19 protein-coding genes and 1 pseudogene are annotated in these 20536 nt (G+C 70.0%); 18 read left to right on the top strand and 2 right to left on the bottom strand.

The window, feature by feature from the left end; genetic code table 11:
• Positions 1-134: 134 nt before the first annotated feature.
• From ACZ7LU_RS36810 to ACZ7LU_RS36745, 14 genes are all read left to right on the top strand, one after another.
• Entirely contained in the window at positions 135-791 is a 657-nt protein-coding gene (locus ACZ7LU_RS36810) for a hypothetical protein (protein WP_471919232.1), read from the top strand.
• A gap of 107 nt (positions 792-898) precedes the next feature.
• A complete protein-coding gene (locus ACZ7LU_RS36805; protein ID WP_471919231.1) occupies positions 899-1816 on the top strand; it encodes a hypothetical protein in 918 nt (305 codons plus the stop codon).
• Positions 1817-1914: 98 nt separating this feature from the next.
• Positions 1915-2214: a hypothetical protein gene (locus tag ACZ7LU_RS36800; RefSeq protein WP_471919230.1), complete on the top strand. Its 300-nt coding sequence runs from the start codon at positions 1915-1917 to the stop codon at positions 2212-2214.
• The gene (locus ACZ7LU_RS36795; protein WP_471919229.1) at positions 2211-3404 is read left to right on the top strand and encodes a putative T7SS-secreted protein; all 1194 of its coding nucleotides are present in this window, start codon (positions 2211-2213) and stop codon (positions 3402-3404) included. Before ACZ7LU_RS36800 ends, ACZ7LU_RS36795 begins: the two co-directional genes overlap by 4 nt.
• A gap of 5 nt (positions 3405-3409) precedes the next feature.
• Positions 3410-4063: a hypothetical protein gene (locus tag ACZ7LU_RS36790; protein WP_471919228.1), complete on the top strand. Its 654-nt coding sequence runs from the start codon at positions 3410-3412 to the stop codon at positions 4061-4063.
• Between the two features lie 25 nt (positions 4064-4088).
• Positions 4089-5378: a hypothetical protein gene (locus tag ACZ7LU_RS36785; protein WP_471919227.1), complete on the top strand. Its 1290-nt coding sequence runs from the start codon at positions 4089-4091 to the stop codon at positions 5376-5378.
• A gap of 173 nt (positions 5379-5551) precedes the next feature.
• Complete coding sequence (locus ACZ7LU_RS36780; protein ID WP_471919226.1) at positions 5552-6892, top strand: MFS transporter; 1341 nt, start codon at positions 5552-5554, stop codon at positions 6890-6892.
• Positions 6893-7038: 146 nt separating this feature from the next.
• Positions 7039-8316, top strand: coding sequence for a uroporphyrinogen-III synthase (locus tag ACZ7LU_RS36775; protein ID WP_471919225.1), 1278 nt, complete (start codon positions 7039-7041; stop codon positions 8314-8316).
• Between the two features lie 156 nt (positions 8317-8472).
• On the top strand, positions 8473-9075 hold the full coding sequence (locus ACZ7LU_RS36770) for a CGNR zinc finger domain-containing protein (protein ID WP_398298323.1): 603 nt from the start codon (positions 8473-8475) through the stop codon (positions 9073-9075).
• A 159-nt stretch (positions 9076-9234) separates the two neighbouring features.
• Positions 9235-9810: a sigma-70 family RNA polymerase sigma factor gene (locus ACZ7LU_RS36765; RefSeq protein WP_398298322.1), complete on the top strand. Its 576-nt coding sequence runs from the start codon at positions 9235-9237 to the stop codon at positions 9808-9810.
• Positions 9807-10604 (top strand): zf-HC2 domain-containing protein, encoded by a 798-nt coding sequence (locus tag ACZ7LU_RS36760; RefSeq protein WP_398298320.1) that lies wholly within the window; start codon positions 9807-9809, stop codon positions 10602-10604. The genes ACZ7LU_RS36765 and ACZ7LU_RS36760 overlap by 4 nt, the downstream gene beginning before the upstream one ends.
• Before the next feature lie 99 nt (positions 10605-10703).
• The gene (locus tag ACZ7LU_RS36755; protein ID WP_471919224.1) at positions 10704-13055 is read left to right on the top strand and encodes a HelD family protein; all 2352 of its coding nucleotides are present in this window, start codon (positions 10704-10706) and stop codon (positions 13053-13055) included.
• Between the two features lie 409 nt (positions 13056-13464).
• Positions 13465-14895, top strand: coding sequence for an NAD-dependent malic enzyme (locus ACZ7LU_RS36750; RefSeq protein ID WP_362987124.1), 1431 nt, complete (start codon positions 13465-13467; stop codon positions 14893-14895).
• Positions 14896-15197: 302 nt separating this feature from the next.
• Positions 15198-15479, top strand: a complete 282-nt coding sequence (locus tag ACZ7LU_RS36745) for an HU family DNA-binding protein (protein WP_016645140.1) — start codon at positions 15198-15200, stop codon at positions 15477-15479.
• Between the two features lie 68 nt (positions 15480-15547).
• Here the strand turns inward: ACZ7LU_RS36745 and murA are convergent, their stop codons facing one another.
• Positions 15548-16891, bottom strand: coding sequence for a UDP-N-acetylglucosamine 1-carboxyvinyltransferase (gene murA / locus ACZ7LU_RS36740; protein WP_398298315.1), 1344 nt, complete (start codon positions 16889-16891; stop codon positions 15548-15550).
• A 244-nt stretch (positions 16892-17135) separates the two neighbouring features.
• Between murA and ACZ7LU_RS36735 the strand changes: the two genes are divergently transcribed.
• A complete protein-coding gene (locus ACZ7LU_RS36735; protein WP_468601654.1) occupies positions 17136-17744 on the top strand; it encodes a YqgE/AlgH family protein in 609 nt (202 codons plus the stop codon).
• Here ACZ7LU_RS36735 and ACZ7LU_RS36730 read toward each other — a convergent pair.
• Positions 17717-18637 carry a LysR family transcriptional regulator gene (locus ACZ7LU_RS36730; protein WP_471919223.1) on the bottom strand — a complete coding sequence of 307 codons (921 nt, stop codon included), beginning with the start codon at positions 18635-18637 and terminating at the stop codon, positions 17717-17719. The two genes, ACZ7LU_RS36735 and ACZ7LU_RS36730, sit on opposite strands and share 28 nt — an antisense overlap.
• Here ACZ7LU_RS36730 and ACZ7LU_RS36725 point away from each other — a divergent pair.
• The 3 genes and pseudogenes from ACZ7LU_RS36725 to ACZ7LU_RS36715 all read left to right on the top strand — a co-directional run.
• Positions 18636-19001, top strand: a pseudogene (locus ACZ7LU_RS36725) (hypothetical protein); the annotation flags it as partial. The gene ACZ7LU_RS36730 and the pseudogene ACZ7LU_RS36725 overlap by 2 nt on opposite strands.
• Before the next feature lie 40 nt (positions 19002-19041).
• The gene (locus tag ACZ7LU_RS36720) at positions 19042-19920 is read left to right on the top strand and encodes an MFS transporter (RefSeq protein ID WP_471919222.1); all 879 of its coding nucleotides are present in this window, start codon (positions 19042-19044) and stop codon (positions 19918-19920) included.
• A gap of 290 nt (positions 19921-20210) precedes the next feature.
• Positions 20211-20507 (top strand): DUF3039 domain-containing protein, encoded by a 297-nt coding sequence (locus ACZ7LU_RS36715; protein WP_033263869.1) that lies wholly within the window; start codon positions 20211-20213, stop codon positions 20505-20507.
• Positions 20508-20536: the final 29 nt, after the last annotated feature.

The following is a 20536-nucleotide window of genomic DNA, read 5'->3' as shown; positions in this document are numbered from 1 at the left end:
CACGCCAACGACAGACGCGCACGACTGCTTTACCCGAGTATGCGCAGTGTGTGACTGGTCTCGACGTGACCCCGACTTTCTCTCATGGATAGCTTGGTTCACTCCAGAGAACTCTTCCCCACCAGGAGCTCACAGTGAACCGCCGACCCGCCCTGCTCACAGCAGCTGCCATGACTGCTGTGGCAGTCTTCTCGCTCTCCGCCTGTGGCGGGGGCAGCGGCGACTCCAAGGACAGCGACAAGATCGCGGGCGCCGAAAGCGATGCTCCGAAGCCGACCTCGCCGTCGCCTTCGGCTGACGGGATCGACCGGCCGGAGATCAAGCTGCCGAAGGGGGTGAAGGACGTCTTCGAGGGGAGCAAGACCGGCGACGTGAAGAAGGACGCGGTGCTGGCGGACAACGCGCAGCGGATCAGCTCGGTGACCGAGGCAGTCACGGGTGATGCGAAGAACCACCCGGCGCTGAAGTTCTACTCGACGGGCGATGCGCTGCTGTCAGCGGCGAACCACGTCCAGGGTTTCCACAAGAAGAACAAGAGCTTCGTCGGCACCACTCGCTACTACGACCGCAAGGTCACATTCCTCAAGGACGGCGCCGCTGCGGTGACGTACTGCATGGACGCAACGAAGACGTACCCCAAGGATCGCAAGACCGGCGCAGTCGACAGGTCGATCCCGGCATCCGCGCAGGACTACACCTTCTACAACACGCGCCTGGAGAAGAACGAAGACGGCGTCTGGCAGACCACGACCGTGCTGACCACGCCGGCGGCGAAGCGGTGCATGCCGTGAACTGTCGAATGCTGGCGTATGGGTGCGTTCCCCTGCTCGCTCTAGCCGTCGCCGCAGTGCCCTGCACCGCGTACGCCGCTGGTGGCAACGAGGCGGAAGCGCCGGTTGTGCAGGCCCAGGGTGGCGCCAAAGACCAGACGCTGCAGGTCGAGACGAAGATTCAGACGACCGTCAATGGCGCCCCGGAAACCGCGAAGACCGGCACACTGACACCGGCCGACAGCAATTGGGACCCACCGGCCTGCTGGTACGAGCCTGCATATTCCCCCAAGCAGATCCAGGCCACCGTCAAGGCGATCAGGCAGATGAAGCTGCTCGGTATCGGTGACTTGCTGGGCGGCGCGTTCGACCAGTACTTCAAAGAAGGCCACCCGTACAAGAACTACAACCTTGACAAGCAGGGCAAGGGACAGTTCTGGGCCGCGACCGTCAACAAGAACCGCAAGGACGACCCCGAGGCCAACTCCTGCAAGAGACTCCCGTTCTGGGTGCCCACGGGCAGCACGCCCAAGGAGCCGCTCGCAGTCTCACCCAAGATCCTCGCCGAGTACGCCTACGACGAACTCCCTGTCCCCAGCACCTCCGTCAGGATGGCGCCCGAGGGTACGACGAAGGTCAATCTCCCGACCTGGGTCTGGCTGGACAAGGCGAAGTTCAAGAAGGTCTCCGTCACCGCGAGCATCCCGGGGTCGGGGCTCTCCGCGACTACGACCGCCGAGCCGGTCTCCCTCTCGATCGACCCGGGGACGGAGGACGCCGAGACGTACCCGGCTTCCGGCGAATGCCCCATCGAGGACGGAAGGATCGGCGCACCCCGCGCCAAGGGCACCCCTGCGGACACAGACCCGCCTTGCGGCGTCAAATACCTCCGCTCCTCCGGCGACGGCGCGTATAACCTTCGGGCCACCATTACCTGGAAGATCAGCTGGACCAGCACGACCGGCCAGGGTGGTGACCTCCCCGACGGACAGTTCGGCGCGGACCAGCAGGTCGAGGTCGAAGAGGTTCAGTCCATCAACCGGTGATCGATGCCAGGTGTTTCTGGCTCCTACTCCTTGCCCGAGCGCAGTTGTCGGTGAGGGAGGTTCTGGGCTGGAGCAGACGCAACGAGGGAGGGCAGCGCGTGAGTGATCTGTACATCGACGGTGAAATGCTGAGTCGAGTGCGACGCAATTTGAGGAACATCGAGGATCTTCTAGGCAAGCCGATTCGCGCCATGGCTGATATTGACGCCAAAGCGATGGGAGCCAAGGATCTTGAGCGTCGTATGGAAGATTTCGGTCAAGAGTGGGAGTACGGGATCGGGCAGTTGCGGAAGTTCTCCAAGGGGGCAGCGAAGACTCTGTCTCACATTGAGAAGACCTTCGAAAAACTGGACGAGGATCTTGCTGCGGCGCTTTCGAAGGCGGCGAAGAAGAAGTGAGCGCCCCTACAGTCGACGACTTCCCGACACTGGAGTTCGTTCCGTGTCCTGGCGACCACGCCGCAGTGGACAAGGTCGCCGAATCGCTCCGAGGAGCTGCAACCGCGCTGGGAGAGATCAAAAGGGTCCTGCGCGGAGCTGACGACGGTAATTGGCGAGGCAAGGCAGCCATCTCCTTCCGGGAGCTGTTGGATGACGAGTTCCGCCCTAAGGTCGAGGAGGCTTTCGACTCGTTCGATGGGGCAAAGGGTGTCATCCAGGGCTGGGCCGACTACATGAAGGAAAAGCAGAAGGCGGCTCGCGGCCTCGAACGGGAAGCGGCAGAGGTCAAGAAGGCTGCTGACAAAAAAAAGGGCCAGGCGGAGAAGAGTGAAGAGAGGGGCAGTGCTGGAGGCAAGGGGTCATCCAGCGGTGCCGGTGATGAGGGAGATCCAGTTGAAGAGGTGCGCAAGCGGGCCCGGACTCTTCAATCTCATTATGAAGAGGAGGGGCGAAACGCCGCCAGCCGTTTGAAGGACGCCATCGATGTCGCGCCGAATGAACCGGGTTTCTGGGAAAGCCTGGGTGACTTCATCGGGGACGTACTCGACAAGGTCGGAGATGCGCTCGCCTGGGTTCACGATCAACTCATCGAGCTGCTGGGCGAGTTTGCCCCTTTGCTGGACCTCATTGGCGATATTGCTGGGCTGCTCAGTGCAGTCACGGGGCTCTTGGCTCTCATCCCAGGGCTGCAGTTCATGGCGGCCGCTTCTCTACCGCTGGCGGGTCTCGCGCTGGGAGCTCACTACCTCTCCGCTGTCGGTACCACGGGAAGTTTCGGTAAAGCCTTGCTGACCAAGGACGTCATCATGGATGCCGTAGGGTTCGGTGTCGGCAAGTTGGGGGCAAAGATGGGAGACAGCGTTCTCGCGGCAGCTCAACTGTCGGGAGCCCCGATGCGGACAGTCCCTCAACTTATCGGCCCAGCCCAGGAAATTCCGTACGGTATCTTCCAGTTGGCCAAGAGTACCCCTAGCGCCGGCTACGTCATGGGACAGGACGAATTCATCTCGCGCGCGGCCAGCTTTCACGTGACATGGGCAGGGCACGCGTTGACAGCCGAAGGCGGGGGCGACAGTGTCGAGACGGTCGGCAAGATCTTCAAGTGGGATTTCGGTGCGCTGACGCAGAAGCCAGAGGTGTCGAGTTGAGTGCCATGAGCTCCGAAACCGCAGGAATCGAGCCGGGTCGAGTCAACCTTTTCGTCCCTCCCGACTGGTTCGACTTGATGGCCGACGGGGCTGACCGGGAAGCAACTCGAACCCGTTGCGCTGAGATCGTACGCCGCACGTACCCCAACACGCCGGTGGAGCGGCAGGGAGAGTTTATCGACGGTTTGATGGCGTGCCACGAGCGGTATCAAGCTGACGGTGTGCTCATGTATGGGGTGATCACGGCGCCACTACCGAGCACGGGAGCTCAGGCTGTCTGGCAAGTGCAAGCAGGAGTTGTTGCTATTCCGCAAACTCCTGAAGAGGTGGACCTCGGTGAGTTGCTGACGAGGGTGTTCGATTCGCACTTCAAGGATCGAGTGGCTTACATCGAACGATTTACAACGGACATGGGAATCGGCTATGGGTTCTTGTCCCAGCCGCATGTTCCCGTCCCGGATGACTGGAGCGCCGAGGTTCCCCCGGACCTGCGTACAGGACTCGCAGGTGCGCTGACGTGTCCACCTGAAGGCGGGAGAGGCCTTCTGGTGATCGGGACCTGCCTGGACCCTGACCAAGTGCGTGAGCTCGCCGCTCTGGTGGCGGTCATCGCCGGGAATTCGGTCTTCGTGTCCACAGCGTCCCCGGACTCCGAGTAATCAGTAGGACGACAGAGGAACGGACATGACGAATACCACCAGCGCCAGATCCTCCTCACGAGGTTCGTTGTTTCGCGCGGCGCCACTTCCCGATGAGCCCGGACCGGCTTCGGCCTGGCCGGACCGGGCCGGCTTGCTGCGAGCGCAGTCGGAGGCGCTCAACGCACTGGTGCGAGAGGATCTCTCTCGCGGGCGTGGTTTCGCCTTTTTCCTGTGTTCGGCGGCGGTCACCCTCGTAGCTCTGCTGGTCCCGGTTCTTGTCGCTGATGCGGCCACGAGCGAGGACAGCGGTGGCAACGACGTGGCCGTCGCCGTCGTCGGGGCGGGCCTTCTGTTCGTGGTGGTGGCGCTTCCGGCACTCCTGGTTCTGCGGTCCCTGCGTGTTCGCGGGGTGCGGCGGAAGCGGCTGCTTCAGCAGTGGGGGGCCGTCGACCGGGGGCACGACTCCGAGATCCCTGCCGGCTACGGCTCGCAGGGCTCGCCGCACGCCCGCTTCTTCAATGCGGCGGCGCTTCTGGCACTGGCCTTCGTCCTGGTCGTCGTGGTGCTGGCGAATGCGGCCGAGGCGGATGACCTCGTGATGTTGCCGGGACTCGTGGTGGCGGCAGCCTTCGCCTGGGTGACGGTGAGGAAGTATGCCGACCGTTATGGCTGGGCTTCGCGGGAGAAGGTGATCCGCGGGCGGGAGCGTCGACGGCATCGGCACCGCGGGCTGATGGCCGGGACCGTGGAAGCCCATCCGACCGGAATTCGTCCCGCGCTGCTCTACATCGCTCTGTTCGCCCCGGTCACCGTCGTCGCCGTGGTCTTCGCGGTTGCCCGTCCGAAGAACGTCCTCGGCCTGGTGCTGGTCGGACTCGTCGCCCTTGCCGTGCTGGTGATCGGTTTTCCGATGGTCGCGCTCAAGCGGCGCCGGGAGCGGACCCGGGTCGCCCGGGCCGCGAGCGCCCTGACGGGTTCGCTTCCCGCTGGAGCAGTCGTGCACCCCATCCGTTACGGGTTGGGTGAGGCCACTGGACAGACTGGACAGGGTGCGGCCGTCGGGCCCGCTGCTTGGGACTGTGGGCCGCTGCGTGCAGGGGCTCTGGGGATCGGTGCGGGGGTGCTGCACCTTCGTGGCGCGGACGGGGACACGCTCGACCTCCCCTTCGCGGAGCTGGCAGGTGTGGCGTGCATCGCGAACACGGTGACCTGGCTCGATCCGACGCTCGACCTGCTCCTCCGCTCCGGCGAGTCGATCGAGGTGCGCACGGCTCATGCCGGGGAGATCGCTGACGAGCTCGCATCGGCCGGGGTGCGGACCCTCTCGGCCTAGCAGGGGGTGAGCCCGGCCCCTCACCGCCGCGCGCCCTGCCCCTCACCGCCCCACCCCACCCCCCGTGAGAGCAACGTTCCCCGGTGGTCATCGTGCGGCACAAGGTTGAAATGCGGTCTCTTTACGTTCGGGAGGGTCGGCCGGTGTGCGTGGACTACTCCTGGAGGCGTGTGATGTGGATCGAGCGGTGGGACCCGGAGGACGAGACGTTCTGGAAGGAGGAGGGCGGGGAGAAGGTAGCCCGGCGGAATCTCGCGTTCTCCGTGTTGTCCGAGCACATCGGGTTCTCCGTGTGGAGCCTGTGGTCGGTGATGGTGCTGTTCATGGGGCCCGAGTACGGGATCGACGCGGCCGGGAAGTTCTTCCTCGTGTCGATGGCGACCCTCGTGGGGGCCGTGGTCCGCGTGCCGTACACCTTCGCCGTCGCGCGTTTCGGCGGGCGTAACTGGACCGTCATCGCGGCCTCCCTGCTGCTCCTGCCGACCGTCGCCGCGTTCGTCGTGATGGAGCCCGGGACGTCCTACTCCACCTTCATGCTGTGTGCCCTGCTCACCGGGGTCGGCGGCGGCAACTTCGCCTCCAGCATGACCAACATCAACTCGTTCTTCCCGCTGCGGAAGAAGGGGTGGGCCCTCGGGCTCAACGCCGGCGGCGGCAACATCGGCGTGCCCGTGGTGCAGCTCGTGGGGCTCGCCGTCATCGGGGCGAGCGGTGGGCCGCGTGTGGTGCTGGGCATCTACATTCCGCTTGTTCTCGTGTCTGCTGTCTGTGCCTTTCTCTTCATGGACAGCATCTCGTCCGTCCGCAACGACACCGGTGCCGTGAAGGCGGCGACGCGCGACGCGCACACGTGGATCATGTCGTTCCTGTACGTGGGGACGTTCGGGTCGTTCATCGGGTACGGCTTCGCCTTCGGGCTCGTCCTGCAGACGCAGTTCGGGCGTACGCCGCTCGAAGCCGCCCAGCTCACCTTCATCGGACCCCTGCTCGGCTCGCTGATCCGGCCCGTCGGCGGGTGGCTCGCCGACCGGTTCGGCGGCGCGCGCATCACCTTGTGGAACTTCCTCGGGATGGGCGCCGCCACCGGCGTGGTCGTCCTCGCCTCCGTGCGTGAGTCGCTGCCGCTGTTCGTCGGCGCGTTCGTCGCGCTCTTCGTGCTCACCGGGCTCGGCAACGGATCGACGTACAAGATGATCCCCGGGATCTTTCAGGCGAAGGCGGAGGCGAGCGGGCTCGTGGGGGAGGCGGCCGCGGCTCAGGGGCGGCGGCTCTCCGGGGCGGCCATGGGGCTGATCGGGGCCGTCGGCGGGCTCGGCGGGCTCGGCATCAACCTCGCGCTGCGGCAGTCCTTCCAGACCGTGGGGTCCGGCACGGGCGCGTACATCGCCTTCCTCGCCTTCTACGGTGTGTGTGCGGCCGTCACCTGGGCCGTATACCTTCGCCGGCCGGTCGCCCGCACGGCCCCGGCGGCCGACACCGAGGAGAAGACGCAGCTCAGCTACGCCGAAGTGTGACGTAACACGGCGGACATCGTCGTGAACCGGGCCCGTCACGCGCCGTTGACAGGCTCGGTCGTCCGCCGCCCACGAGCCACGAGCGAAACGAGCGGGACAAGGAAAGCGGGACAAGGAACACGAGCGGGACGAGACGAGACGAGCCTATGCACGACAGCCCGAGCCCCAGCGCCAACCCCAGCCCCGGCCCCGGTCCCAGCGCCAACCCGAGCCCCGGTCCCGGTCCCAGCGCCGGCCCGAGCCCGAGCTCCAGCCCGAGCCCGGGCCCCAGGGCCACCCCCGCCGTCGGCGACCCGGCCGCGCACGGGCCCCTCGCCGGCTTCACCGTCGGCGTGACCGCCGCCCGGCGCGCCGACGAGCTCGGCGCGCTCCTCAAGCGGCGCGGCGCCACCGTGCTGCACGCGCCCGCGCTGCGCATCGTGCCGCTCGCCGACGACAGTGAACTCCTCGCCGCCACGAAGGAGTTGATCGACCACGCGCCGGACGTCGTGGTCGCCACCACCGCCATCGGGTTCCGCGGCTGGATCGAGGCCGCGGACGGCTGGGGGTACGGAGAGGCGCTGGTCCGCTGTCTGCGCGGGGTCGAACTGCTCGCCCGCGGGCCGAAGGTGAAGGGGGCGGTGCGCGCCGCGGGGCTCACCGAGGAGTGGTCGCCCTCGTCCGAGTCCATGGCGGAGGTCCTCGACCGGCTCCTCGGCGAGGGCGTCGACGGACGGCGCGTCGCCCTCCAGCTGCACGGGGAGCCGCTGCCCGGCTTCGTCGAGGCGCTGCGGGCCGGGGGCGCGGAGGTCGTCATGGTGCCCGTCTACCGGTGGCTGCCGCCCGAGGACCTCGGCCCCGTGGACCGGCTCCTCGACGCGGCCGTCGGGCGGGGCGTCGACGCGCTGACGTTCACCAGCGCGCCCGCCGCCGCCTCGCTGCTCGCCCGCGCCGAGGAGCGGGGCATGACGGACGAGCTCCTCGCCGCCCTCCACCACGACGTGCTGTCCGCCTGCGTGGGACCCGTCACCGCGCTGCCGCTGCAGTCCCTCGGCGTCGACACGGTGCAGCCCGAACGGTTCCGGCTCGGGCCGCTCGTCCAGCTCCTGTGCCAGGAACTCCCCTCCCGTGCACGGGTGTTGCGCATCGCGGGCCACCGCGTCGAGATCCGCGGGCACGCCGTCCTGGTCGACGACGAGCTGCGCGCCGTACCGCCCGCGGGTATGGCCCTGCTGACCGCCCTCGCCCGCCGCCCCGGCTGGGTCGTGGCCCGCGCCGAACTGCTGCGCGTGCTCCCGGGCGCGGGCCGCGACGAGCACGCGGTGGAGTCCGCGATGGCCCGCCTGCGCACCGCCCTCGGCGCGCCGAAGCTGATCCAGACGGTGGTCAAGCGGGGGTACCGGCTCGCGATCGACCCGGCGTCGGGGTCCAAATACGTGGGCTGACACACGTGGGGTGGGGCGGGTACGGTCGCGGCCGCCGAAGTGGGTTCTCGGGGCAACCTGGTACGCCGGGTTCCGGAGCCGCCCGGGGGAGTGCACTGTAGGGGTACGCAACGGCATTCACTCACCGGTGACCCCCACCAAGGCGGTGACAGGCGCATGGCGTTGGGCGCGGCCCCGGCTCCGTACGAGCTGCGATTCGACTCCGGGCGGAGCTGCCTGGACCTCGTGGCGACGAACCACCCCGTGGAACGGCTCGACTCCGTGGAGCGGCTGCGCGCCTGGCTCGCGGGCACCGGTCTCGTACCGGCCGGCGCGCCCCTGCCCGGCGCCGGCCCGCAATGGCTCACCGCCTTCCATGAACTGCGCGCCGCCATAGGGCAATTGGTGCTCGGTGAGATCGACGGGCGCCCCTTCACCGCGGCCGCCACCGCCGCCCTCGACCGCGTCAACGCCCTGGCCGCCACCGCGCCCCCGGCCCCCTGTGCGGTCCGCGCCGCCGACGGCACCCTGGTCCGCGTCCTGCGCGGCGACCCCGGCTGCGCGTCGCTCGTCGCCGCCGTCGCCCGGGACACCGTCGACCTGCTCACCGATCCCGCGGCCCGCGCCCTCCTGCGCCAGTGCGAGGGCGACAACTGCCTGATCGTGTACCTCGACACGTCCCGCGGCCGCCGCCGCCGCTGGTGCTCCAGCGAGGTGTGCGGCAACCGAGAGCGAGTGGCCAGGCACCGCAGGAGGGTGGCCGCGGTCGGACGGGAGTGAGGGGCAGTCCCGTATGCCCCGCCCCGCCCCCTACGCCCCCGCCCAAGTGCCCCCAGCGCCAACCCTCGCCCACCCCCGTTGAACATCCGCCACCCCGCATACGTACCTCCGTCGTGAGACCCGCCCGACCCGCCGAAAGGGCGGACACCGGAGGTACGCGTGCGCAAGGATTCCGCCGTGGCCGATGAGCGCCCGCAGCCGCACCGCCATCGCCTCGGACGGCCCCCGGGCCCGGACGAGGAGCTGATGCGCGCCCTCTACCGCGAGCACGCGGGAGCACTTCTCGCCTATGTGCTCCGGCTGGTGGCGGGCGACCGGCAGCGTGCCGAGGACGTCGTACAGGAAACGCTCATCCGTGCCTGGAAGAACGCCGGTCAGCTCAACAGAGCGACCGGTTCGGTACGCCCCTGGCTGGTGACGGTCGCTCGGCGCATCGTCATCGACGGCCACCGCAGCCGGCAGGCCCGGCCGCAGGAGGTCGACCCGTCGCCGCTGGAGGTCATCCCCGCGGAGGACGAGATCGACAGGGCACTGTGGCTGATGACGCTCTCGGACGCGCTGGAGGACCTGACTCCCGCACACCGGGAGGTACTTGTCGAGACCTACTTCAAAGGGCGTACGGTCAATGAGGCGGCCGAGACGCTGGGCATACCCAGCGGGACGGTCCGTTCACGGGTCTTCTACGCGCTTCGCTCGATGAAGCTGGCGCTCGAGGAGCGGGGGGTGACGGCATGACCGAGTTCCACAGCCACCACGGCGCGCGGCAGGACGACGAGCTCCACGAGACCGTCGGCGCCTACGCCCTCGGGATCCTGGACGACGCGGACGCCACACGGTTCGAGGAGCACCTCGCCGGGTGCGAGTTCTGCCGGCACCGACTGGACGAGCTCTCCGGCATGGAGCCGATGCTGGCCGCGCTCGCGGACCTCCCCGGGCCGCGCGGCATGCCCGCGATCGGCGAGCAGCTCGCCGCCCGGCCGAGCCCCCGGCTCGCCGAGCGCCTCCTCGCTGAGGTGTCCGCCAAGCGGGAGCGCGGGCGCAGGCGCGGCCTGTACCTGGTCGCGGCGGCGGTCGCGCTGATCGTCGGCGGGCCGCTCGTCGTCCTCGCGGTGGCCGGTGACGACGGCGGCTCGAAGGGCGTGGTGGCCGACCCGCACCCCTCCAGCCCCGCCGAGGACGCCTTCTTCCACCACATGGACGAGAAGGCGCGCGCCACCGACCCGACGACCAAGGTCAGCGCCACGGTCGGCACGGAGAAGAAGGCCTGGGGCACACACGCCGTCCTTGAGCTGAAGAACGTCAAGGGCCCGCTCAAGTGCTCCCTGGTCGCGGTCGGCAAGGACGGCGGGAAGGAGACCGTCAGCAGCTGGTCGGTGCCCGAATGGGGATACGGCATCAAGGACAGTCCGAACAAATGGGCGCGCAGCCCGCTGTACGTGCACGGGGGCGCGGCCATGGACCGGAACGACATCGATCACTTCGAGGTGACCACGTTCGACGGGGAGCGGCTGGTCAAGGTCGACGTGTAGCGCGTACCGGCCGCGAGACAAGTGCACAGGACGGGCCCCTTTCGCCTAAGGTGGACGGCTGCTCAATACGGGCAGCAGCACGGTGTGAAAGGGGCCTCGGTGGCCGACGTACGCGACCGCGAGATCAGCGTCGAACAAGAACATCTCGACCAGGTCTACCGACGTCTCGAGGAGAAGATCCACGAGGCCGAGTTCCTGATGAACGACGCTGCCCAGCGCTCCCAGGTCGGTACGCCGGGCGCGCTCGCCGAGCGTGACGCGCAGGTCTTCCGCGCCGGTGTCCACCTCAACCGGCTCAACAACGAGTTCGAGGACTTCCTCTTCGGCCGTATCGACCTGCTCCAGGGCAAGGACGGCAAGAAGGGGCCCGACGGCGCGTACACGGCGGTCGAGCCGGCGGAGGGCGCGGTGCGCGAGGACGCGAACGGCAAGTACGCCGACATCGCGGAGACCCTGCACATCGGCCGCATCGGTGTCCTCGACGCCGACTACTCCCCGCTGGTCATCGACTGGCGCGCGCCCGCCGCCGCGCCCTTCTACCGCTCGACGCCGGTCGATCCGGGCCGGGTGGTGCGCCGCCGCGTCATCCGCTCCAAGGGCCGCAAGGTCCTCGGCGTCGAGGACGACCTGATGCGCCCCGAGCTCACCGCCCGCCTCGACGGCGAGGAGCTCCCCGTCGTCGGCGACGGCGCCCTGATGGCCGCGCTCGGCCAGGCCCGCAGCCACTCGATGCGGGACATCGTGGCGTCCATCCAGGCCGAGCAGGACATGGTGATCCGCGCCCCCGCCGCGTCGGTGACGTACGTGGAGGGCGGCCCCGGCACCGGCAAGACCGCGGTGGCCCTGCACCGGGCCGCGTACCTCCTCTACCAAGACCGGCGCAGGTACGCGGGCGGCATCCTCATCGTCTCCCCGACCCCGCTCCTGGTCGCCTACACGGAAGGCGTGCTGCCGTCCCTCGGCGAGGAGGGGCAGGTCGCGATCCGTGCGGTGGGCTCCCTGGTGGACGGCGTGGAGGCGACGGAGTACGACAGCCCCGCGGTGGCCCGGGTCAAGGGCTCCTCGCGCATGCTGAAGGTACTGAGGAAGGCGGCGCGGGGAGCGCTGGAGACTCCCTCCGGCCCGGCCGCCCCCGCCGCCCCGCAGGACGGCCAGCTGTCCTTCGGCGACGAGGACGAGGAACCGCAGGCCGCCGCCCCCGCCGCCCCCACCCGCCTCCGCGTCGTCGCCTTCGGCCGCCGCCTCGAACTGGACGCCGGCCAGCTGGACCGCATCCGCCGCAACGCGCTCAGCGGCACCGCCCCCGTCAACCTCCTGCGCCCGCGCGCCCGCAAGCTCCTCCTGGACGCCCTGTGGTCCCAGTCCGGCGCGGCCGGCCGCCACACCGACCCCGAGCTCGCCGCCGAGCTCCGCTCCTCCTTCGACGACGACATCACGTCCGAGGACGACTTCATCCGCTTCCTCGACGCCTGGTGGCCGGAGCTCACCCCGCGCGGCGTGCTGGCCGCGATGGGCGACGAGCGGCGCCTCGGCCGCTGGGCGCGCCGGATCCTCAACCCCGGCGAGGTCCGCAAGGTCGCCCGCTCGCTGCGGCGCGACGCCCTGTCCGTGCACGACGTGGCGATGCTCGACGAGCTCCAGGCGATCCTCGGCACGCCGCACCGACCCAAGAAGAAGCGGGAACTCGACCCCCTCGACCTGCTCACCGGCCTCGAAGAGCTGATGCCGCAGCGCGAGGAGTCCCAGCGCGAGCGCGCCGAGCGCCTGGCGGCGGAGCGCACCGAGTACGCGCACGTCATCGTGGACGAGGCCCAAGACCTGACGCCCATGCAGTGGCGCATGGTCGGCCGCCGCGGCCGCCACGCCACGTGGACCGTCGTCGGCGACCCGGCCCAGTCCTCCTGGTCCGACCCCGACGAGGCGGGCGAGGCGCGCGACGAGGCGCTCGGCAGCCGCCCGCGCCGCCGCTTCACGCTCACCGTCAACTACCGCAACCCCGCCGAGATCGCCGACCTGGCCGCGCGGGTCCTGGCCCTCGCGATGCCGGGGGCCGAGTCCCCGTCGGCGGTCCGCTCCACCGGCGTGGAGCCCCGCTTCGCGGTCGTACGGGGCAAGGACCTCGCCTCGTCCGTGCGCGAGGAGGCGGCCCGGCTCCTGGAGCGGGTCGACGGCACGGTCGGTGTCGTCGTCGCGATGAACCGCCGTGAGCAGGCGGCGCGCTGGCTCGCGGGGCTCGGCGACCGGGTGGTGGCGCTGGGCAGCCTGGAGGCCAAGGGCCTGGAGTACGACGCGACGCTGGTCGTCTCGCCCGCGGAGATCGCCGACGAGTCCCCGGCGGGCCTGCGCGTCCTGTACGTGGCGCTGACGCGCGCGACGCAGCAGCTCACGGTCCTGTCGGGGGAGCGCGACGAGCCGGACGCGGCCGGGGTGCCGGATCTGCTCAGGGACTGACCCTTCGCGGTGAAGGACCGTCCTCCGAGATTGACCCGAGCGGCTTCTCGGGACGGGAATTGCCTTACGGGATTCGTTTGTTACCTTGGATGTGGCACCGGCTCGATCCAAGCCCCCGGGCCCAACCATCGTCGCTACGAGCGACCACTTGCCGCGAGGCGAGCATGGCGGGTCGGTGTCATAAGCGTGAGAGAGAGGCCCACGTCACCACGTGACGTGGGCCTCTTTCTGTTCCGGTCCCTCTTTCCGATCCACGTAACTTCTCGTATGGTGGAAACAAGTTTCCGAAACTGCAGCGCACTGGCCGGTGAACAAAACGTTCTCAATCCGGGGCGGCTACCACGTACTCAGCGGTAGGTGCGACCATCGGACGGCAAGAGCTACAAGGTGAAAGCAGAGGAAGTCCGCCATGGCAACGGCGCCCAGCGTCTCCTACTCGATGACGGTCCGACTGGAGGTGCCCGCCAGCGGGACAGCGGTCTCCCAGCTGACCACGGCCGTGGAGTCCTCCGGGGGTTCGGTCACCGGCCTCGACGTCACGGCCTCCGGCCACGAGATGCTGCGGATCGACGTGACGATCGCGGCGTCCTCCACCACGCACGCCGACGAGATCGTCGAGCAGCTGCGCACCATCGAGGGCGTCACCCTCGGCAAGGTCTCCGACCGTACGTTCCTGATGCACCTCGGCGGCAAGATCGAGATGGCGTCCAAGCACCCCATCAGGAACCGTGACGACCTCTCCATGATCTACACCCCGGGTGTCGCCCGGGTCTGCATGGCGATCGCCGAGAACCCCGAGGACGCCCGCCGCCTCACGATCAAGCGCAACTCCGTTGCGGTCGTAACGGACGGCTCGGCCGTCCTGGGCCTCGGCAACATCGGCCCGAAGGCCGCGCTGCCCGTCATGGAGGGCAAGGCGGCCCTCTTCAAGCGCTTCGCCGGCATCGACGCCTGGCCGCTCTGCCTGGACACCCAGGACACCGACGCCATCGTCGAGATCGTCAAGGCCATCGCCCCCGGCTTCGCGGGCATCAACCTCGAGGACATCTCCGCGCCGCGCTGCTTCGAGATCGAGGCCCGGCTGCGCGAGGCCCTCGACATCCCGGTCTTCCACGACGACCAGCACGGCACCGCCATCGTCGTCCTCGCCGCCCTCACCAACGCCCTGCGCGTGGTGGGCAAGGGCATCGGCGACGTGCGCGTGGTGATGTCGGGCGCCGGCGCGGCCGGCACGGCCATCCTCAAGCTGCTGCTCGCCGCCGGTGTGAAGAACGCCGTGGTGGCCGACATCCACGGCGTCGTGCACGCCGACCGCGAGGACCTGGTCTCCCACGACGTCGACTCGCCGCTGCGCTGGATCGCCGACAACACCAACCCCGAGGGTCTCACGGGCACGCTCAAGGAGGCCGTCGTCGGCGCCGACGTCTTCATCGGCGTATCGGCTCCGAACGTGCTGAACGGCGACGACGTCGCCGCCATGGCCGACGGCGCCATCGTGTTCGCGCTCGCGAACCCGGACCCCGAGGTCGACCCGGCAATCGCCCGGCAGACGGCGGAAGTTGTGGCCACCGGGCGCTCGGACTTCCCGAACCAGATCAACAACGTCCTGGTCTTCCCCGGCGTCTTCCGCGGCCTGCTCGACGCCCAGTCGCGCACGGTCAACACGGAGATGATGCTGGCTGCCGCCGGCGCCCTGGCGGACGTCGTCGCCGAGGACGAGCTGAACCGGAACTACATCATCCCCAGCGTCTTCAACGACAAGGTCGCGGGTGCCGTGGCCGGTGCCGTGCGCACCGCCGCGAAGGCCGCGGGGGCCGCTGTGACAGGCGCCACGGCCTAGCCGCACGGCGCGTCGCGGAACCCGGGCCCCTCGGGGCCCCTCTAGGGTGGCTTGGCAGCAAGCCCTCCCCTGCACCCGTATTTCAGGGGGTGGCGGACGCTTTCCGTGTGACCCCCAAGGGCGCCGGATTGGCTTTCCCGCCGCAGGTGGGGGCAGGATGCGTAATCGGGCGCGAGGGTCTGGACGTCAGACCCGGGTCCGGGGACTGTCCGAGGACCCTGGCAGCATCGTCTTCGCTGTGCCCATCATGCGGCCCTGCCGCGTGGCACGCCTCAACGGCAAAAGAACACGGGAGTACAAACATGAACCGCAGTGAGCTGGTGGCCGCGCTGGCCGACCGCGCAGAGGTGACCCGCAAGGACGCCGACGCCGTGCTGGCCGCGTTCGCCGAGACCGTCGGCGAGATCGTTGCCAAGGGCGACGAGAAGGTCACCATCCCCGGCTTCCTGACCTTCGAGCGCACCCACCGTGCCGCTCGCACCGCCCGCAACCCGCAGACCGGTGAGCCGATCAACATCCCGGCCGGTTACAGCGTCAAGGTTTCGGCTGGTTCCAAGCTGAAGGAAGCGGCCAAGGGCAAGTAGCCCCGGGCAGCTGAAAGGGGCGGTCACCCACTGGGTGACCGCCCCTTTCGTATGCCGTGCGGGAACCGCTAGCCGAGCGGTGCCCTGCCCGGCAGCTCGACCTTCGCGCCGAGCTCCTTGAGCTTCTCCATGAAGTTCTCGTAGCCGCGGTTGATCAGGTCGATGCCGTGGACGCGGGACGTGCCCTGCGCCGCGAGGGCCGCGATCAGGTACGAGAAGCCGCCGCGCAGGTCGGGGATGACCAGATCGGCGCCCTGCAGCTTCGTGGGGCCGCTGACGACCGCCGAGTGCAGGAAGTTGCGCTGGCCGAAGCGGCAGTCGGAGCCGCCGAGGCACTCGCGGTAGAGCTGGATGTGCGCGCCCATCTGGTTGAGCGCCGAGGTGAAGCCGAGCCGGGACTCGTAGACCGTCTCGTGGACGATGGACAGGCCCGCGGCCTGCGTCAGGGCCACGACGAGCGGCTGCTGCCAGTCGGTCTGGAAGCCGGGGTGGACGTCCGTCTCCAGGGCGATCGCGTCGAGGGAGCCGCCCGGGTGCCAGAAGCGGATGCCCTCGTCGTCGATCTCGAAGGCACCGCCCACCTTCCGGTAGGTGTTCAGGAACGTCATCATCGAGCGCTGCTGGGCGCCGCGGACGTAGATGTTGCCTTCGGTCGCCAGGGCCGCGGAAGCCCAGGAGGCGGCCTCCAGGCGGTCCGAGAGGGCGTGGTGGTTGTAGCCGCCGAGGCTGTCGACACCGGTGACCCGTATGGTCCTGTCGGTGTCCATGGCGATGATCGCGCCCATTTTCTGCAGGACGCAGATCAGGTCCTCGATCTCCGGCTCCACCGCGGCGTTCGACAGCTCGGTGACGCCCTCCGCGAGGACGGCGGTGAGCAGGACCTGCTCGGTGGCGCCCACGGACGGGTACGGCAGGCGGATCTTGGTGCCGCGCAGGCGCTGCGGGGCCTCCAGGTACTGGCCGCCCTCACGCTTCTCGATGGTGGCGCCGAACTGGCGGAGCACCTCGAAGTGGAAGTCGATCGGCCGGCCGCCGATGTCGCAGCCGCCGAGGCCGGGGATGAAGGCGTGCCCGAGGCGGTGCAGGAGCGGGCCGCAGAAGAGGATCGGAATGCGCGACGAGCCCGCGTGGGCGTCGATGTCGGCGACATTCGCGCTCTCCACGTGCGACGGGTCCATGATGAGCTCGCCCGGCTCCTCGCCGGGCCGGACCGTCACGCCGTGCAGCTGCAGCAGGCCGCGCACGACGCGCACGTCGCGGATGTCGGGGACATTGCGCAGCCGGCTCGGGGCGCTGCCGAGCAGCGCGGCGACCATGGCCTTGGGCACAAGGTTCTTCGCGCCGCGGACACGGATCTCGCCCTCCAGCGGGGTTCCGCCGTGGACAAGCAGTACATCGTCGGTGACGGTCATGAATCTCGCGTTCCGATTGGATGGACGGGGGGACCAAAGGGCAAGCGTAATGGCCGCGTACCCCCCTTCCGTAAGGCCAAGGGCGTGCAAAGCACGTCATGAGTTCGTGACAACACGAACCGTGCGGAACCGGACACTCCGGGTCACCGCCCGGCGCACCGGCTCCACCGGCCACTTCCGGCCCTGAGCTGCGTTCACTCCGGTATGCGCATTGCCTCCCCGCGCAGGGCGAATATGCGGGATCATGTGGTCCATGACCGAGGTGTCCTCGCTCACAGGGCGGCTGCTCGTGGCCACACCGGCCCTGGCGGACCCGAACTTCGACCGCGCGGTGGTGCTGCTCCTCGACCACGACGAGGAGGGCTCGCTCGGCGTGGTCCTGAACCGTCCGACGCCGGTGGACGTCGCCGACATCCTGGAGGGCTGGGGAGAGCTCGCCGGGACGCCGGGCGTCGTCTTCCAGGGCGGCCCCGTCTCGCTGGACTCGGCGCTCGGCGTCGCGGTGATCCCCGGCGACGAGGCGGTGTCCGCGGCCGCCGGGTCGCGGACCGGCAGACAGGACCCGGTCGGCTTCCGGCGCGTGCACGGCGCGATCGGCCTCGTCGACCTGGAGGCCCCGCCCGAGCTCCTCGCCTCGGCGCTCGGCTCGCTGCGGATCTTCGCCGGTTACTCGGGCTGGGGCCCGGGCCAGCTGGAGACCGAGCTGGCGGACGGCGCCTGGTACGTGGTCGAGTCCGAGCCCGGCGACGTGTCGTCCCCCGACCCTGAGCGGCTGTGGCGTGCGGTGCTGCGGCGCCAGCGCAGCGAGCTCGCGATGGTGGCGACCTATCCGGACGACGCGTCGCTGAACTGACCCGCCCGCCGCTCGGGGCAGTCTCCGGTGCCGTGCAGGTACCGCTCGGCCAGCGGGTGCGCGTCCCTCGCCGGGATCGCCAGGTGTACGGCGACGGGCGGGGCGTTCTTCAGGCGTACGTGGCGCAGGGCCGGGTGGGAGTGCCTGCGGGCCACCGGCTCCGGCGCCACCCCCACCCCGTGGCCCGCCGCGACCGCTTCCAGCCACTCGTCGAAGTTGTCGGCGGTGCAGGCGAGGCGCGGGCGGCGGGAGGCCGGCCACAGGTCGGGGCGGGTCGTGCCGGTGACGGTGTTCACCACCAGCGGCACGTCCGCGAGCTCCGCCCAGTCGACGACGCGGCGGCCCGCGAGCTCCGCGGCGCCGCGCGCGACGACGGCGACGCGCGGCTCGTGCAGCAGCACGCGGGTGCGGACCGGTGCGCCGGACGGGACGTCGCCCCGTACGACCGCGACGTCGCACGCGCCCGTGGCCAGGCCCGCCAGCGGGGCGTCGCGCCGCACCAGCCGCACGCCCGCGCCGGTCGCCGCCCGGAAGGCGGAGGTCAGTTCGACGCACGCCTCGGGCAGCACGGAGGTGAAGCCGAGCCGCAGCAGCGGGGGCTCGGCGCGGGTGGCGCGCAGGGTGGCGTCCAGGCGGGTCAGCAGCGGGGCGAGGTCGTCGCGCAGCCGGTGGCCCGCCTCGGTGAGGACGACGCGGCGCGTGGTGCGCTCCAGGAGCCGGGTGCCGACGGCTTCCTCCAGGGCGCGGATCGTGCGCGTGAGGGCGGGCTGGCCGACGCGGAGCCGGTCGGCGGCGTGCGTGAAGCTCAGCTCGTCGGCGACGGCGAGGAATCCTCGCAGGTGGCGCAGCTCTACCCCGTCCAGTCCCTGATCCGTACCCAGTCCTTGATTCATGCCGCCCGAGCATAAATGGGCTCGGCGGACATTTCTCGCCGGATACGGAGGCTGCCTACGTTTCCCTCCCGGAACCGCGAGGAAGAGGGAGCTGAGCGCCGTGCGCAAGGTGTGGTTGTTGATGTTGGGGTCCTTCACGCTGGGGCTCGACGCCTATGTGATGGCGGGGCTCCTGCCGGTGGTCGCCGACGACCTGGGGACGACCGTCTCGCTCGCCGGGCAGATGGTCACCGTCTTCACCCTCGCGTACGCGGTGAGCGCGCCGCTCGTCGCCGGGCTGCTGTCCGGAGTGCGGCCGCGCGTGCTGATCGTCGCCGCGCTGGCCGTCTTCACGGTCGGCAACGGGCTCACCGCGCTCGCCCCCGGTCTCGCCGTGCTGCTCGCCGCCCGGGCGGTGGCGGGGGGTGGGTGCCGGGGTCTACTCGGCGCTGTCCACGGCGGCCGCTGCCTCGCTCGTGGGGGAGGAGCGGCGCGGGCGGGCGCTCGCGATGGTGATGGGCGGGATGAGCTCGGGCACGGTGCTCGGTGTTCCGCTGGGGGTGCTGCTCGCCGGCCACACGTCCTGGCGGGCCACGATGTGGCTGGTGACGGGGCTCGGCGCGGTCGCTCTCCTGGGCCTCGCGGTGGGGCTGCCGGAGGTGCCCGCCGAGCCGCCGGTGCCGGTGCGGGCGCGGCTCGGGGCGCTCGCCGACCGGCAGGTGCTGCCGATCGTGGGCGTCTCCTTCCTGGGCGCGGTGGCGAGCCTCGGCCTCTACACGTATCTCGCGCCGGTGCTCGCCTCGTCGGGCGGTGTGGGCGAGGGGGCGGTGGCGCCGTACCTGTGGGCGTGGGGGATCGGCGGGGTGCTCGGCAGCCTGGTCGCCGGGCCGCTCGTGGACCGTACGGGCCGGGTGGGCGTCCTCGTGACGGGGATCGTCTCGACCCTGACCGTCGCGATCGCCGTCCTGCCGCTGTTGGGCGCTGCGGCGTATCCGGCGCTTGTCGTCTGGGGTGCGGCGGGGTGGGCCTTTCAGGTCCCGCAGCAGCACCGGCTGCTCGCGCTGCGCGCCGAGCGCGGGACGGTGGCCCTTGCCCTCAACAACTCCGCCCTGTACCTGGGCAGTGCGGTGGGCTCCGGCGTGGCCGGGCTGGCTCTCGCGGCGGGGCTCGCGCCTCGGGCTCTGCCGTGGGCGGCGGCGGGGGTGGCCCTGGCGGGCCTCCTCCTCCACCTGTCCGCTGCGCGGGGCCGGTCCGTCCACCTGCGGCTTGGTGGGGGCTGGTCGCGCAGTTCCCCGCGCCCCTAGGTGGGCCGGCGTGCGGCCCCCGTGGGGATGCCCTGGCGGGCGGGGCTCCTTCCGTCTGCGGGCCGGTGGGGGCTAGTCGCGCAGTTCCCCGCGCCCCTAGGTGGGCCGGCGTGCCGCCTCGCGTCTGGCCCTGGTCACCCGGGGGTGCCCTGGCGGGTGAGGGGCGGTGGTCTTCCCCAGGGGCGCGGGGAACTGCGCGAGCAACCCCCACCGGGCCGCACGATATGAAGAACCCCCCCGTGGGCACGGGCGCTGCCGGGACGTCGCGGGCGTGAGTACCCTTGGCCCTTATGAGCACTCTTGAGCCCGAGCCCGAGCGCGGGGCAGGTACGGGGACCCTCGTAGAGCCGACGCCACAGGTGTCGCACGGTGACGGCGACCACGAGCGCTACGCGCACTACGTCCAGAAGGACAAGATCATGGCGAGTGCGCTGGACGGCACCCCCGTCGTGGCGCTCTGCGGCAAGGTGTGGGTCCCCGGCCGCGATCCGAAGAAGTACCCCGTCTGTCCCATGTGCAAGGAGATCTACGAGTCCATGGGCGCCGGCGGCGACAAGGACAAGGGCGGCAAGGACGGCAAGAAGTAGCCCTGCCGAGGACGAGACGACGAAGTAGG

Source organism: Streptomyces sp. NPDC039462, from assembly GCF_055639375.1.
Note: the sequence above shows the minus strand (reverse complement) of the source record. Positions and strands in the feature narration are given on the sequence as shown.

Coding starts and splice junctions, on each gene's coding strand:
- ACZ7LU_RS36745 (WP_016645140.1), top strand. CDS start 15,198: ATGAACCGCAGTGAGCTGGTGGCCGCGCTGGCCGACCGCGCAGAGGTG.
- ACZ7LU_RS36715 (WP_033263869.1), top strand. CDS start 20,211: ATGAGCACTCTTGAGCCCGAGCCCGAGCGCGGGGCAGGTACGGGGACC.
- ACZ7LU_RS36760 (WP_398298320.1), top strand. CDS start 9,807: ATGACCGAGTTCCACAGCCACCACGGCGCGCGGCAGGACGACGAGCTC.
- ACZ7LU_RS36730 (WP_471919223.1), bottom strand. CDS start 18,637: ATGAATCAAGGACTGGGTACGGATCAGGGACTGGACGGGGTAGAGCTG.
- murA (WP_398298315.1), bottom strand. CDS start 16,891: ATGACCGTCACCGACGATGTACTGCTTGTCCACGGCGGAACCCCGCTG.
- ACZ7LU_RS36785 (WP_471919227.1), top strand. CDS start 4,089: ATGACGAATACCACCAGCGCCAGATCCTCCTCACGAGGTTCGTTGTTT.
- ACZ7LU_RS36770 (WP_398298323.1), top strand. CDS start 8,473: ATGGCGTTGGGCGCGGCCCCGGCTCCGTACGAGCTGCGATTCGACTCC.
- ACZ7LU_RS36775 (WP_471919225.1), top strand. CDS start 7,039: ATGCACGACAGCCCGAGCCCCAGCGCCAACCCCAGCCCCGGCCCCGGT.
- ACZ7LU_RS36790 (WP_471919228.1), top strand. CDS start 3,410: ATGAGCTCCGAAACCGCAGGAATCGAGCCGGGTCGAGTCAACCTTTTC.
- ACZ7LU_RS36750 (WP_362987124.1), top strand. CDS start 13,465: ATGGCAACGGCGCCCAGCGTCTCCTACTCGATGACGGTCCGACTGGAG.
- ACZ7LU_RS36780 (WP_471919226.1), top strand. CDS start 5,552: ATGTGGATCGAGCGGTGGGACCCGGAGGACGAGACGTTCTGGAAGGAG.
- ACZ7LU_RS36735 (WP_468601654.1), top strand. CDS start 17,136: ATGTGGTCCATGACCGAGGTGTCCTCGCTCACAGGGCGGCTGCTCGTG.